The organism is Variovorax sp. P5_A3 (assembly GCF_056400665.1).
Genome location: NZ_JBFUKW010000005.1, coordinates 262,368 through 274,715 on the forward strand (window position 1 = coordinate 262,368; position 12,348 = coordinate 274,715).

Sequence of the window (12,348 nt, forward strand, 5' to 3'; positions counted from 1 at the left end):
CGCGCAGGTGCCGTTAAGCTCGGGGCGTGAAACCAACGCCCCGAAAACCTGTCACTGCCGCGCCAGCCAAGCTGGCCAAGGCGCCGCATTTCGTACGGATCATCGGCGGCCAATGGAAGCGCACCCGCCTGGCCGTCGCCGACAAGCCCGGTTTGCGCCCCACGCCGGACCGCGTGCGTGAAACGCTGTTCAACTGGCTGGCCAGCCTGGCGGGTGCGGGCGGTGGCGAGCTTCCGGGCTGGCACTGCGTCGATGCCTTCTCGGGCACAGGTGCGCTAGGGCTGGAAGCCGCTTCGCGCGGGGCCGTATCAGTGCTGCTGTGCGAGCAGGATCCGGCACTCGTCGCCCAATTGCAGTCACTCAAGACCAAGCTCGCTGCCGACGCCGTGCGCGTGGAGCGCGGCAACGGCGTCACCGCGCTGGAGCGGACGCCGGCCGGCAGCCTGCATGCCGTCTTCCTTGATCCGCCTTTCGAGAACACCACGCTGTACGCGCCCGCGCTGCGCGCCGCCGCTCGCGCCCTGCGATCCGATGGCGTGGTCTACCTCGAAGCGGCTCGCCAATGGAGCGACGAAGAGCTGGCCCCGCTCGGCCTGATCGGCTACCGCTACCTGAAGGCGGGTGCGGTGCATGCGCATCTTCTCCAGCACGCGCCGGACGCGGCTGCATAATCCGCCGAACTTGGCCGCAGCGACTGAACCAGGAGAAAGCAACCATGTCCAGCAACGTGATCGCGGTTTATCCCGGCACCTTCGACCCCATCACGCTCGGTCACGAAGACGTGGTGCGGCGCGCAACCCAGTTGTTCTCGCGAGTGATCGTCGCCGTGGCGGCTGGCCATCACAAGAAAGCGCTCTTCACGCTTCAGGAACGCATCGAGATGGCGCGCGAGGCGGTCAAGCCGTTCAGCGACCAGGTCACAGTCGAGAGCTTCTCGGGGTTGCTGCGCGATTTCGTCGTGGCGCGCGGCGGCAAGGCCATGGTGCGCGGGCTTCGCGCCGTGACCGACTTCGATTACGAGTTCCAACTCGCCGGCATGAATCGTTCGCTGATGCCGGAAGTCGAGACCGTGTTCCTCACGCCGAGCGACAAGTACCAGTTCATCTCCAGCACCTTCGTCCGTGAAATCGCGATGCTGGGCGGCGAAGTCGACAAGTTCGTGTCGGCGAAGGTGCAGGACAGCCTCATGGCCAAAGTGCGCAGCCTCGGCCGGGAATGACGCTCCCCGGCCCGTCGCCCCGCCTCCATTCCCTTGGCGAGGCCGCCCTCCTGTGCGAACTGCCCGCACCGGCGACGCTGGCGCAGCAACAACAGGTTTGGGCGCTGGCGACCGAGGCCCGGCAATGGCGCGGCATCCGCGAAGTGCTGCCGGGCATGAACAATCTCACCCTGCTCTTCGACCCCTTGCAGATCGATGGCGTCGAACTCGAGATGCAGGTGCTGTCCGCATGGCCGCAGCTCGCGGCAGCGTCCATCCAGGGTCGCCACATCGAGATTCCGGTGGCGTACGGCGGCGAAGCCGGCCCCGACCTCGCCGATGTCGCAGCGCACACCGGTCTGACGCCGTCCGAAGTCGTTCGCCGTCACAGCGAGGGCGACTACGTGGTCTACCTGCTGGGCTTCCTGCCTGGCTTCGCGTTCATGGGCGGTCTCGCGCCGGAGTTGGCGACGCCGCGGCGCGCCGAGCCGAGACTGGCGGTGCCCGCGCGCTCGGTAGGCATCGGCGGCGAGCAAACGGGCATCTATCCGGTGGCTTCGCCAGGGGGCTGGCGGCTTATCGGACGGACATCGCTCGAAATGTTCGACCCGAGCGCGGCGGAGCCGACCTTGCTGCGCCCCGGCGATCACGTGCGCTTCATCGTGGAAAGCCTGGAACTCTGATGGAAGATCGCGCCAGCCTGACGGTGCTGCGGCCGGGCATGATGGCCTCGGTGCAGGATGCGGGGCGCCACGGCCACCGACAACTGGGCATCTGCCCGGGTGGCGCGCTCGATACGCTGGCACTGGCGCTGGCCAATCGCCTGGTCGGCAATGCCGATGGCGCCGCCGGTCTTGAACTCACCATGGGTGCGTGCGAACTGCGCTTCGAATCGGCCACACGCATCGCCATCGCCGGCGACGACTTCGATGCGCGGCTGGACGGTGTGCCGCTGTGGCCTTGCTGGAGCGTGCCGGTGCGTGCCGGGCAGGTTCTCAAGCTGGGGCGCGCCAATCGCTCGAACGGCAAGAAGGGACTGCGCACCTGGCTGGCGATCGCGGGGGGCATCGATGTGCCCCTGATCCTCGGCTCGCGCAGCACGGACCTGAAGGCCGGTTTCGGCGGATACGGTGGCCGCGCACTGAAAGCGGGCGACCAGTTGATGCTGGGGCCCTCCGTCCTCGACGCCACGCAGCTGTCGCGCGGCCCGTTCGGCTTGCGGATGCCCGAGTGGCGCTTCGATCCGGCCGACCAGGCGATCGTGCTGCGCGTGATGCCGGGCCCCGAGTTCGAGCAGTTCACGGTCGCGTCGCGCGAACTGCTGTGGCGCGAACCCTGGCGCATCACGCCGCAGAGCAATCGCATGGGCAGCCGGCTCGAAGGCCCCGAACTCAAGCGCAAGCGCAGCGCGGACATGCTCTCGTCGGCCGTGATTCCCGGCACGATCCAGGTGCCGCCTTCGGGCCAGCCGATCATCCTCATGGGCGACGCGCAGACCACCGGTGGCTATCCGCGCATCGGCGTGGTCATCCAGGCCGATCTCTGGAAGCTGGCGCAGGCGCCGCTCGATGGCCGGTTGCGCCTCGAGCAGGTCGACACGGCCACGGCGCTCGGGGCCTGGGCTGGACAGCGGCGCTACCTCGCACAGGTGGCACAAGGCCTTGCATCCACAGGATGGATCGCACCGGCGCAGAATGCCGCGGAAGGAGCAACCCATGCAGATTGACCTCAACGCCGACCTCGGCGAAGGCTGCGACAACGACGAAGCCCTGCTCGGCCTCGTGAGCTCGGCCAACATCGCCTGCGGCTGGCACGCCGGCGACGCGAATACCATGCGGCAGTGTGTGCGCTGGGCCATCGACAACGGCGTGGCGATCGGCGCGCACCCGAGCTTTCCCGATCGCGAGAACTTCGGCCGAAGCACCATGAATCTGCCGCCCGAAGAGATCGTTTCTGGCGTGCTCTACCAGGTCGGCGCACTCGCGGCGATCGTGAGGGCCGAAGGCGGCACGCTGGCCCACGTCAAGCCGCACGGTGCGCTCTACAACCAGGCCGTGAAGGACCCGGTGCTGGCGGAAGCGATCTGCGAGGCGGTGCGTCGCTTCGACCCCGGGCTCCGGTTCTTCGGTCTCGCCGGGAGCGGCATGATCGGCGCCGCCGAGCGCGCGGGACTGAAGCCGGTCGAGGAAGTCTTCGCCGATCGCGGCTACCAGCCCGATGGCAGCCTCGTGCCGCGCAGCCAGTCCGGCGCACTGATCGAGGATGAAGAGCAGTCACTGGCGCAGACGCTGTCGCTGGTGCGTGATCACAAGGTGACCGCGATCGACGGCAGCGTGGTCGCCGTCAACGCGCAGACCGTCTGCCTCCACGGCGATGGGGCACATGCGCTGGCCTTTGCGCGCCGCATCCGCGAGCGGCTCACGGCCGAAGGCATCGCCGTGGTCGCGACGACTTGAAGACCTCCATCGCATCGTGAATATCCTGGTGACCGGTTTCGAGCCTTTCGACAAGGATGCCATCAATCCGTCGTGGGAGGCAGTGCGAGCTCTGGATGGCTGGCGCTGCGACGGCGCGGTGGTCCATGCGCGCCGCGTGTCCTGCGTGTTTGGTGCCGCGCTGCGCGAACTCGATGCGGCGATCGACGAACTGCAGCCGCAACTGGTGCTGGCCATCGGCCAGGCCGGCGGACGGAGCGAGATCACGCCCGAGCGCGTGGCGATCAACATCGACGATGGCCGCATCTGCGACAACGCCGGGTGCCAGCCGATCGACGAAGCCGTGGTGCCAGGCGCTCCGGCCGCCTACTTTGCAAGCCTGCCGATCAAGGCGATCGTGCGTGACCTGCGCGCCGACGGCATCCCGGCCTCGGTGTCGAACACGGCCGGCACCTTCGTGTGCAATCACGTTTTCTTCGGCCTGATGCACCGCATCGCGACCCGGCCGGTGCCGGGCATCCGGGGCGGCTTTATCCACATTCCCTATCTGCCAGAACAGGTGGCCCGTCTTCCGGGCTTGCCGAGCATGGCATTGGAGACGGTGGTCGCCGCGTTGCGCATTGCCGTCAGGACATCGTTGTCCGTGCGCGAGGACGTGCGCGAGGTGGGCGGCCAACTGCACTGACCCTGCGCCGGGTCATCCGCCCGCCAGCACCCTCCGCAGCCAGTCACCGAGCGCGGTGTTGACGGCTTCGGGCTTTTCCATCGTGAGCATGTGACCGCACTGGGCGACCCACACAAGTTCGGCATGTGGCACCAGCGCGGCGATGTCGCGGGAGCATTCCGGTGGCGTGAGGCGGTCGCCTTCGCCGCACATCACGAGCACGGGGCAGTTCAGGCGGGACAGATGCGGCCTCGCGTCCGGCCGCTCCATCAGGGCGCGGTTCTGCCGGACCAACTGCGCCGCGCCGGCGTCGAGCACGAGGTCCACATAGCGCTTCACCAGCGCCGCATCGCCGGCCTGGGCCGGATGGAAGGCGAATCCGGCGTTGAGTTCGATCACATCGCGCGCCTCGCCGCGTTCGAACAACTCGATCGCCGATTCGCGCAGCTTGTACATGTCGGGCGTCTCCGGACGCGCGTTGGTGCCGAGCAGTGCCAGTCCGACGATCCGTTCAGGCGCCTGCCGCGCGACCTCCATCGCGATCATTCCGCCCATCGACGCGCCGCACAGGAGCAGCGGTCCCGCGTGTTCGCCCAGCAGGGCGGTGGCCATGGCCTCGATGCGCTCATGTCGCATGTGGACATCGCTCACGCGGACTTCGAGGCTGGAGGGCAGGGCGGGCAATTGCGCCTCCCAGAGACGCTCGTCGCAGGCGAGGCCGGGCAGCAGGACAAGAGTAGGCATCGGCAGATTCTCGTTGAACCGCGGGCCACACGAAGTTGTCAACGTCGGGGGTGACAATCCAGGTCATGGCTACCGAATTGATACTGATCCGCCACGGCGAAACCGACTGGAACCGGGAACTGCGCTTCCAGGGCCACATCGACGTGCCTCTCAACGACCTGGGACACGAGCAGGCGCGCCGGCTCGGCCTCCGGATGGCGGGCGAGTCGGTGCAGCATCTCGTCAGCAGCGACCTCATGCGCGCGCAGCAGACCGCTGCGCCGGCTTCGAGGCAGCTCGAACTGGAAATCGTCACTTCCGCCGCGCTGCGGGAACAGAACTTCGGCGTGGTCGAAGGCATGAACGCCGACGAAATCAAGGACCTGCATCCGCGCGCGTGGGAAGACTGGCTCCAGTTCCGCGAGGACCACGCGATGCCCGAGGGTGAATCGCCGCGTGAGTTTCATGCCCGGATCATCGAGGCGCTCGGCCGCATCGCCGTCGCCCGTGCGGGGCAGACCGTCATGGTGGTGACGCACGGCGGTGTCCTCGACATGGTCTGGCGCACGGTTCACGGTCTCGGCCTGAACGGACCACGGCAGAGCGACATTCCGAACGCGGGCTTCAACCGCATCCGCATCGCCGATCCGGTGGCGCCTTCGGTGATCGAGATCGTCGATTGGGCGGACATCCGGCATCTGGCGGACCTGCCGCCGCAGCCCAGTTACGACCAGCGACGGCATCTGAAGAAATAGCCGCCGCGCGGATCGCAAGATTCGTCAAGCGTGCAGCAATGAGGATCAAGCGCGCGCGCACCGACGCTTGCATCATTGGCGCGTGTATGACACCCGATGAATGCCGATGGACTACGCCACTGCCTCCGAACTCGCCGCCGATCTTCGTGCCGGGCGAAACTCCGCCGCCGCACTGCTGGATCGCTCGATCGAGCGCATCGAGAAGTTCGATCCCTCGATCAACGCAGTGGTCACGCGCGATTTCGAGCGTGCGCGAGCGGCAGCCGCGGCGGCCGACGAGGCACTCGCGCGTGGCGAGCGGTTGCCGCTCCTGGGTGTACCCGTCACAGTCAAGGACGCCTTCAACGTGGCCGGCCTGCCGACGACCTGGGGCATTCCCGGGACGGAGAACCTGCGCGCCACCCAGGACGCCGTCGTGGTCCGTCGCCTGAAGGCCGCGGGCGCCATCGTGATCGGCAAGACCAATGTCGCGATGCATCTGGCGGACTGGCAGAGCTCGAATCCGATCTTCGGGACGACGAACAACCCCTGGGACCCGGCCCGTACGCCGGGTGGTTCGTCCGGCGGCAGCGCGGCTGCGCTGGCGGCGGGCTACGTTCCGCTGGAGTTCGGCACGGATCTCGGCGGCTCGCTGCGCGTGCCGGCGCACTGCTGCGGCGTGTTTGCGCACAAGCCCTCGCACGGTCTCGTTCCGATGCGCGGTTGCGCGCCACCGGGCACGCCGGACCTGTCCGTCGGGGGGCAGATCGACCTGGCCGTGGCGGGGCCGATGGCACGGAGCGCAGCCGATCTGGCGCTGGCGCTCGACATCGTCGCAGGGCCGGACGATGCCGACGCGGTCGCCTACAGTCTCACGCTGCCGCCCGCGCGGCAGACGGCGCTCGACGCGTTTCGCGTGCTGGTGCTCGACGAGCATCCGATGGTGCCCACGTCGAAGGCGGTACGCGGGTCTTTGCGGCGCGTGGGCGACAACCTGGCGCGCCTTGGCTGTCGGGTCGAGCATTCAAGTCCTCTTTTGCCGGATCTCGAACGCGTTGCGTCCCTTTGGGGGCAACTGATGTGGGCGCTGATCAGCGTCGACATGCCGGGCGAGGCCGGCATCGGCCACCGCGACTGGATCCAGGCGGACCGCGCGCGCATGGGCATCGCGCATCAGTGGCGGGCGTTCTTCGAGGCATGGGACGTCATCCTGTGCCCCGTCATGCCGACACCCGCGTTCCTGCATGATCACGGCGACATGGAGACCCGTCGACTGCACGTCGACGACCGGGAGATTCCATACAAGGATCAGTCTGCATGGTCCAGCATCGCCACCCTCACCGGCCTGCCGTCGACCGCCATGCCGACAGGTCTGAGCGACCAGGGGCTTCCGATCGGCATGCAGATCATCGGACCGCGCCTCGAAGATCGAACGCCGCTTGCCTTCGCGCTCGCCATGGAGCGCGAGTTCGGCGGCTTCGTGGCACCCCCCGCGTTCCGCGACTGATCTCCCCATAATGGGGCGCCTCACAGGAGACGCACCGATGGCTCAGATGTCCGCGCAAGAGGTCGAGCACTACCAGGCCGAAGGCTGGGTGATTCCGAAATTCCGGCTCCCGCCGCAACGCGTCGAGGCGATGCGGGCCGCACTGGATGCGCTGATCCGCGACAACCCCGGCGTCCGCCCCGAAAAGCTCGTTTCCGCGCACATCGAGGGCGACAACGGCGAGGGCGTCCGCGGCAGCCGCCAGTTTCTCGAACTCGCGATGGACCCGGAAATCGTCGAACTCGTGTCCGGTGTGGTCGGGGACGATGTGATCCTCTGGGGATGCCATGTCTTCTGCAAGCCTCCGGCGGAGGGCTACGAAACGCCCTGGCACCAGGACGGCCACTACTGGCCCATCCGGCCGCTGGCCAACTGCACCGTCTGGGTTGCTCTGGAGGAGTCGACGGCAGAGAACGGCTGCCTGCGCGTGATCCCGCGATCCCATCGCGGGCAGGTGCTGCATGAGCACCTGCATGAAGACCGCACCGACCTCACGCTGAACCAGCGCATGGCCGAGGGCAGTTTCGACGAGGCCGCCGCCGTCGAGCTCGAACTGCAGCCGGGTCAGATGTCGCTGCATGACGTCTACATGATCCATGGCGCCCGGGCGAACACGTCCGCCAAACGCCGCACCGGCGTGGCCCTGCGCTACATGCCGTCGACCTCCGTGTTCGAGCGCGACCTGCGTCCGGCCGATGGCAAGACCGGCCTGGCGGTCAATTTCGCGCAGCGACCGCTGTGGTTGCTGAAGGGGATCGATCGCAGCGGGCGGAACGACTTCCAGGTAGGCCATCGACGGTAGCGCTATCGTCGCGCCTAGAATGTGCCGATGAGCAAAGACCGCACTCCCGCTCGCAGAACCCGCAGGGGAAGCGGCGCGGTCACCTTGCACGACGTGGCGAAGCTGGCCGGCGTGGCGCCCATCACCGCGTCGCGCGCGCTGAGTTCGCCGACGCAGGTGTCGGCCGACGTCCTCAAGAGGGTTACCGACGCCGTCGGGCGGACTGGATATGTCCGCAATGTGCTCGCTGGGGGGCTGGCGTCCACGCGCAGCCGGCTTGTCGCGGCGGTGGTTCCGACGATCTCCGGCCCCGTCTTCCTCCAGACGGTGCAGTCGCTGACAGAGGCGCTTGCCGAACGGGGCTATCAGCTGATGCTCGGCCAGAGCGGCTACGTGGATTCGCGCGAGGACGCGCTGCTCGAAGCCATCATCGGCCGTCGGCCCGACGGCATCGTGCTGACCGGCATCATGCATTCGCCCGAGGGACGCAGACGCCTGGCGTCTGCCGGGATTCCGGTGGTGGAGACCTGGGATCTCACGCCGACGCCGCTCGACATGGTCGTGGGTTTTTCCCACCCGGATGTGGGGCGTGCCGTCGTCGACTTTCTTTGCCGCAAAGGGCGACGGCGGCTTGCGGTCGTGGCTGGCGACGACGAGCGTTCGCGTCGGCGGCACCAGGCTTTTCGAGACGCCGCGCTTGCGGCCGGTCTGCCCGACGTGCCCATCCTTCAACTGCCCGCGCCGACGACGCTGAAGAGCGGCCGCGCCGCGTTGGCCGAACTGCTGCGTGACAACCCGGAGGTCGACGCGGTGTTCTGCAGCTCGGATCTGCTCGCACTGGGCGTGCTGGTCGAGGCGCAATCGCGAGGCATCGCGGTGCCCGGGCAACTGTCTGTCGTCGGCTTCGGGGATCTGGAGTTCTCCGCCGACCTGCATCCCGCGTTGACCACGGTGCGGATCGACGGCACGGCCATCGGCCGCCATGCCGCGCAGTTCATCGTCGATCGCGCGGAAGGGCGGCAGACCGGGCCGCGGGTCGTGGACGTCGGCTTCTCGATCGTCGATCGCGCCAGCGCCTGATCCGTGTAAACCCCTAGGTCGTACCGCTTGATGGTCTGAAACGGTAGCGCTACCATGCCGATTGTCAACAGCGCTGCAATCCGGCAAGGTCACGATCGATTGACAGAAACACGTCCAAAGCGATTCCGATGCCCACTTCCACCCCCGTCATCACCGAACTGCGTGTGATCCCGGTCGCCGGCCGCGACAGCATGCTGCTCAACCTCAGCGGCGCCCACGGTCCGTTCTTTACGCGCAACCTGCTGATCCTTACCGACAACGCGGGACGCACCGGCGTCGGCGAAGTGCCGGGCGGCGAGAAGATACGGCAGACCCTCGACGATGCGCGTGACCTCGTCGTGGGCCAGCCCATCGGCGATTGCCAGCGCGTGCTCCAGCAGATGCAGAAGAAGTTCGCCGACCGCGACGCCGGCGGGCGTGGACTGCAGACCTTCGACCTGCGCACCACCATCCATGCGGTGACCGCCATCGAGTCCGCGCTGCTCGATCTGCTCGGGCAGCACCTGGAGGTGCCCGTCGCGGCGCTGCTAGGCGAGGGGCAGCAGCGCGATGCGGTCGAGATGCTCGGGTATCTCTTCTTCGTCGGCGACCGCGACAAGTCCGATCTTCCGTATGCGCGGGAGCCGCAGGCCGACAACGACTGGTTCAGGCTGCGTCATGAAAAGGCGATGACGCCAGAAGCCATCGTGCGCCTGGCCGAAGCGGCTCGCGCGCGCTATGGGTTCAACGACTTCAAGCTCAAGGGCGGCGTGTTGCGCGGCGACGAGGAGATCGAAGCCTTGAAGGCGCTGCACGAGCGCTTTCCCGACGCGCGCGTCACCCTCGACCCCAACGGTGGCTGGCTGCTGAAGGATGCGATCCGCCTGATGCGCGACATGCGTGGCGTCGTCGCCTATGCGGAGGACCCGTGCGGCGCCGAGGAGGGCTTCTCGGGCCGTGAAGTGATGGCCGAATTCCGGCGCGCCACCGGCCTGCCGACCGCCACCAACATGATCGCCACCGACTGGCGCCAGATGAGCCACGCGCTGGCGCTTCAGTCGGTCGACATCCCGCTGGCTGATCCGCACTTCTGGACGATGGCCGGTTCGGTGCGCGTCGCCCAGACCTGCCGCGACTGGGGCCTGACCTGGGGCTCGCATTCCAACAACCACTTCGATGTATCGCTCGCCATGTTCACGCAGGTGGGTGCCGCGGCGCCGGGCCGCGTGACGGCGATCGACACGCACTGGATCTGGCAGGACGGGCAAAGGCTGACCAAGGAACCCCTGCGCATCGAAGGCGGACTGGTGCAGGTGCCCAAGAAGCCTGGCCTCGGCGTCGAGCTCGACATGGCCGAGGTCGAGAAGGCGCACCAGCTCTACAAGCAGCACGGGCTCGGCGCGCGGGACGACGCCGTCGCCATGCAGAGCCTGATTCCCGGTTGGACCTTCAATGCCAAGCGTCCGGCCTTCGACCGCTGAGCCCCGGGGTCGCGCAGTGACAACACCAAGGAGCGCCCCATGAGAGAAAACCGCCTGCGAACGCTGTGGAAATCCGGAGGGGCCGCCGTCAATGGCTGGCTGGCCATTCCGAATGGCTTCTCGGCCGAGACCATGGCCCACCAGGGATGGGATTCGCTGACCATCGACCTGCAGCACGGCGTCGTCGACTACCAGGCCATGATCCCGATGCTGCAGGCCATCTCCACCACCGACACGGTGCCGGTCGTGCGCGTGCCGTGGCTCGAGCCGAGCGCGCTCATGAAGGCATTGGACGCCGGCGCCTACGGCGTCATCTGCCCGATGATCAGCACCGCCGACGAGGCTGCGCGCCTCGTTTCGTACACCCACTATGCGCCACGCGGCGCGCGCAGCTTCGGGCCCGTGCGGGCGCTGCTGTACGGCGGTGCCGACTACCCGCAGCATGCCAACGACACCATCGTCACCTTCGCGATGATCGAGACGGCGCAGGCGCTCGAGAACCTCGACGCGATCATGTCCGTCGAGGGGCTGGATGCGGTCTACATCGGTCCCTCGGACCTGTCCCTCGCGCTGGGATGCAGGCCAGTGTTCGACGACGTCGACCCGCCGGTCCAGCAGGCGATCGATCACGTCCTCGAACGCGCGAAGGCCCACGGCCTGGTCGCCGGCATCCACAACGGAACGGCCGAAGGCGCGCTCGCGCGGGTTGCCAAGGGCTTCCAGTTCGTCACGGTCAGCTCGGACGCTCGACTCATCGCGGCGGGTGCCCAGCAGGTGCTCTCGAAGATGCGCGCCAAGCCGGCTGCTGCCGGTTCCACCTCTTACTGATACTGAAGGGAAATCAACATGAAAATCGGATTCATCGGACTCGGCATCATGGGCGCGCCGATGGCGCAGAACCTCATGCAGGCCGGCCACGAGATGTTCGTCCGCACCCGCAGCAAGGTGCCGGATGCGCTGAAGACGGCCACCGCCTGTGCCTCCAACGCCGATGTCGCGCGCGCGGCCGATGTCGTGATCCTGATGCTGCCCGACACGCCCGACGTCGAGCAGGTGCTGTTCGGTGAAGACGGCGTCGCCTCCGGTCTCTCGAAGGGCAAGCTCGTGATCGACATGAGCTCGATCGCGCCGATCGAGACCAAGCGATTCGCGAAGAAGATCAACGAACTCGGTTGCGACTACCTCGACGCGCCCGTTTCCGGTGGCGAAGTCGGTGCGAAGGCGGCGAGCCTGACGATCATGGTCGGCGGCGAAGAGGCGGTATTCGAACGCGCCAAGCCGTTGTTCGAGGCCATGGGCAAGAACATCACGCTCGTCGGCGGCAACGGCGACGGCCAGACCACCAAGGTCGCCAACCAGATCATCGTGGCGCTCAACATCGCCGCCGTGGGCGAGGCGCTGCTGTTTGCCAGCAAGGCCGGCGCCGATCCGGCCAAGGTGCGGCAGGCGCTGATGGGCGGGTTCGCAGCCAGCCGCATCCTCGAAGTGCACGGAGAGCGCATGATCAAGCGCACCTTCAACCCCGGCTTCCGCATCGCGTTGCATCAGAAGGACCTGAGCCTGGCACTGGCCGGCGCGAAGTCGATGGGTGTGGCGCTGCCTCAGACCGCATCGGCCGCGCAACTGATGCAGTCGTGCGCCGCCCATGGGTGGGATCAACTGGATCACTCGGCGCTCGTCAAGGCGCTGGAGCAGATGGCCGCGCACGAGGTCGCGCCGGACTGACC

14 protein-coding genes are annotated in these 12,348 nt (G+C 67.5%); 13 read left to right on the top strand and 1 reads right to left on the bottom strand.

Features of this window, described 5'->3' with window-relative positions:
* Positions 1–26: 26 nt before the first annotated feature.
* From AC1D3B_RS10620 to pcp, 6 genes are read left to right on the top strand one after another with little or no spacing between them, the layout of a single operon-like run.
* Positions 27–671, top strand: a complete 645-nt coding sequence (locus tag AC1D3B_RS10620) for an RsmD family RNA methyltransferase (RefSeq protein ID WP_478190617.1) — start codon at positions 27–29, stop codon at positions 669–671.
* 44 nt (positions 672–715) lie between these two features.
* Positions 716–1,219 carry a pantetheine-phosphate adenylyltransferase gene (gene coaD, locus AC1D3B_RS10625; protein ID WP_478190618.1) on the top strand — a complete coding sequence of 168 codons (504 nt, stop codon included), beginning with the start codon at positions 716–718 and terminating at the stop codon, positions 1,217–1,219.
* A complete protein-coding gene (gene pxpB / locus AC1D3B_RS10630) occupies positions 1,216–1,881 on the top strand; it encodes a 5-oxoprolinase subunit PxpB (protein WP_478190619.1) in 666 nt (221 codons plus the stop codon). The genes coaD and pxpB overlap by 4 nt, the downstream gene beginning before the upstream one ends.
* Positions 1,881–2,924, top strand: coding sequence for a 5-oxoprolinase subunit C family protein (locus tag AC1D3B_RS10635; protein WP_478190620.1), 1,044 nt, complete (start codon positions 1,881–1,883; stop codon positions 2,922–2,924). Before pxpB ends, AC1D3B_RS10635 begins: the two co-directional genes overlap by 1 nt.
* The gene (gene pxpA, locus AC1D3B_RS10640) at positions 2,914–3,654 is read left to right on the top strand and encodes a 5-oxoprolinase subunit PxpA (protein WP_478190621.1); all 741 of its coding nucleotides are present in this window, start codon (positions 2,914–2,916) and stop codon (positions 3,652–3,654) included. The genes AC1D3B_RS10635 and pxpA overlap by 11 nt, the downstream gene beginning before the upstream one ends.
* Before the next feature lie 13 nt (positions 3,655–3,667).
* Positions 3,668–4,318, top strand: coding sequence for a pyroglutamyl-peptidase I (pcp, locus tag AC1D3B_RS10645; protein WP_478190676.1), 651 nt, complete (start codon positions 3,668–3,670; stop codon positions 4,316–4,318).
* A gap of 12 nt (positions 4,319–4,330) precedes the next feature.
* On the opposite strand, the gene AC1D3B_RS10650 is transcribed toward pcp, so the two are convergent.
* Positions 4,331–5,041, bottom strand: coding sequence for an alpha/beta fold hydrolase (locus AC1D3B_RS10650; RefSeq protein WP_478190622.1), 711 nt, complete (start codon positions 5,039–5,041; stop codon positions 4,331–4,333).
* 65 nt (positions 5,042–5,106) lie between these two features.
* Here AC1D3B_RS10650 and AC1D3B_RS10655 point away from each other — a divergent pair, with 65 nt between their 5' ends.
* The 7 genes from AC1D3B_RS10655 (at position 5,107) to glxR (ending at position 12,346) form a co-directional block, all read left to right on the top strand.
* Entirely contained in the window at positions 5,107–5,775 is a 669-nt protein-coding gene (locus AC1D3B_RS10655; protein WP_478190623.1) for a histidine phosphatase family protein, read from the top strand.
* 106 nt (positions 5,776–5,881) lie between these two features.
* Complete coding sequence (locus AC1D3B_RS10660; RefSeq protein ID WP_478190624.1) at positions 5,882–7,261, top strand: amidase family protein; 1,380 nt, start codon at positions 5,882–5,884, stop codon at positions 7,259–7,261.
* Positions 7,262–7,298: 37 nt separating this feature from the next.
* Positions 7,299–8,102 (top strand): phytanoyl-CoA dioxygenase family protein, encoded by an 804-nt coding sequence (locus AC1D3B_RS10665; RefSeq protein ID WP_478190625.1) that lies wholly within the window; start codon positions 7,299–7,301, stop codon positions 8,100–8,102.
* A gap of 27 nt (positions 8,103–8,129) precedes the next feature.
* Positions 8,130–9,161 carry a LacI family DNA-binding transcriptional regulator gene (locus AC1D3B_RS10670; protein WP_478190626.1) on the top strand — a complete coding sequence of 344 codons (1,032 nt, stop codon included), beginning with the start codon at positions 8,130–8,132 and terminating at the stop codon, positions 9,159–9,161.
* 128 nt (positions 9,162–9,289) lie between these two features.
* Complete coding sequence (gudD, locus tag AC1D3B_RS10675; protein WP_478190627.1) at positions 9,290–10,621, top strand: glucarate dehydratase; 1,332 nt, start codon at positions 9,290–9,292, stop codon at positions 10,619–10,621.
* Between the two features lie 39 nt (positions 10,622–10,660).
* Entirely contained in the window at positions 10,661–11,449 is a 789-nt protein-coding gene (locus tag AC1D3B_RS10680; protein WP_478190628.1) for an HpcH/HpaI aldolase family protein, read from the top strand.
* Between the two features lie 18 nt (positions 11,450–11,467).
* Entirely contained in the window at positions 11,468–12,346 is an 879-nt protein-coding gene (gene glxR / locus AC1D3B_RS10685) for a 2-hydroxy-3-oxopropionate reductase (RefSeq protein WP_478190629.1), read from the top strand.
* The last annotated feature ends 2 nt before the right edge of the window (positions 12,347–12,348 follow it).

Excerpts from the sequence above, each read along its gene's own strand:
- AC1D3B_RS10660 (WP_478190624.1), top strand. The coding sequence starts at position 5,882 with ATGGACTACGCCACTGCCTCCGAACTCGCCGCCGATCTTCGTGCCGGG.
- coaD (WP_478190618.1), top strand. The coding sequence starts at position 716 with ATGTCCAGCAACGTGATCGCGGTTTATCCCGGCACCTTCGACCCCATC.
- glxR (WP_478190629.1), top strand. The coding sequence starts at position 11,468 with ATGAAAATCGGATTCATCGGACTCGGCATCATGGGCGCGCCGATGGCG.
- pxpA (WP_478190621.1), top strand. The coding sequence starts at position 2,914 with ATGCAGATTGACCTCAACGCCGACCTCGGCGAAGGCTGCGACAACGAC.
- AC1D3B_RS10650 (WP_478190622.1), bottom strand. The coding sequence starts at position 5,041 with ATGCCTACTCTTGTCCTGCTGCCCGGCCTCGCCTGCGACGAGCGTCTC.
- AC1D3B_RS10665 (WP_478190625.1), top strand. The coding sequence starts at position 7,299 with ATGGCTCAGATGTCCGCGCAAGAGGTCGAGCACTACCAGGCCGAAGGC.
- gudD (WP_478190627.1), top strand. The coding sequence starts at position 9,290 with ATGCCCACTTCCACCCCCGTCATCACCGAACTGCGTGTGATCCCGGTC.
- AC1D3B_RS10680 (WP_478190628.1), top strand. The coding sequence starts at position 10,661 with ATGAGAGAAAACCGCCTGCGAACGCTGTGGAAATCCGGAGGGGCCGCC.
- AC1D3B_RS10670 (WP_478190626.1), top strand. The coding sequence starts at position 8,130 with ATGAGCAAAGACCGCACTCCCGCTCGCAGAACCCGCAGGGGAAGCGGC.
- AC1D3B_RS10655 (WP_478190623.1), top strand. The coding sequence starts at position 5,107 with ATGGCTACCGAATTGATACTGATCCGCCACGGCGAAACCGACTGGAAC.
- pxpB (WP_478190619.1), top strand. The coding sequence starts at position 1,216 with ATGACGCTCCCCGGCCCGTCGCCCCGCCTCCATTCCCTTGGCGAGGCC.
- AC1D3B_RS10635 (WP_478190620.1), top strand. The coding sequence starts at position 1,881 with ATGGAAGATCGCGCCAGCCTGACGGTGCTGCGGCCGGGCATGATGGCC.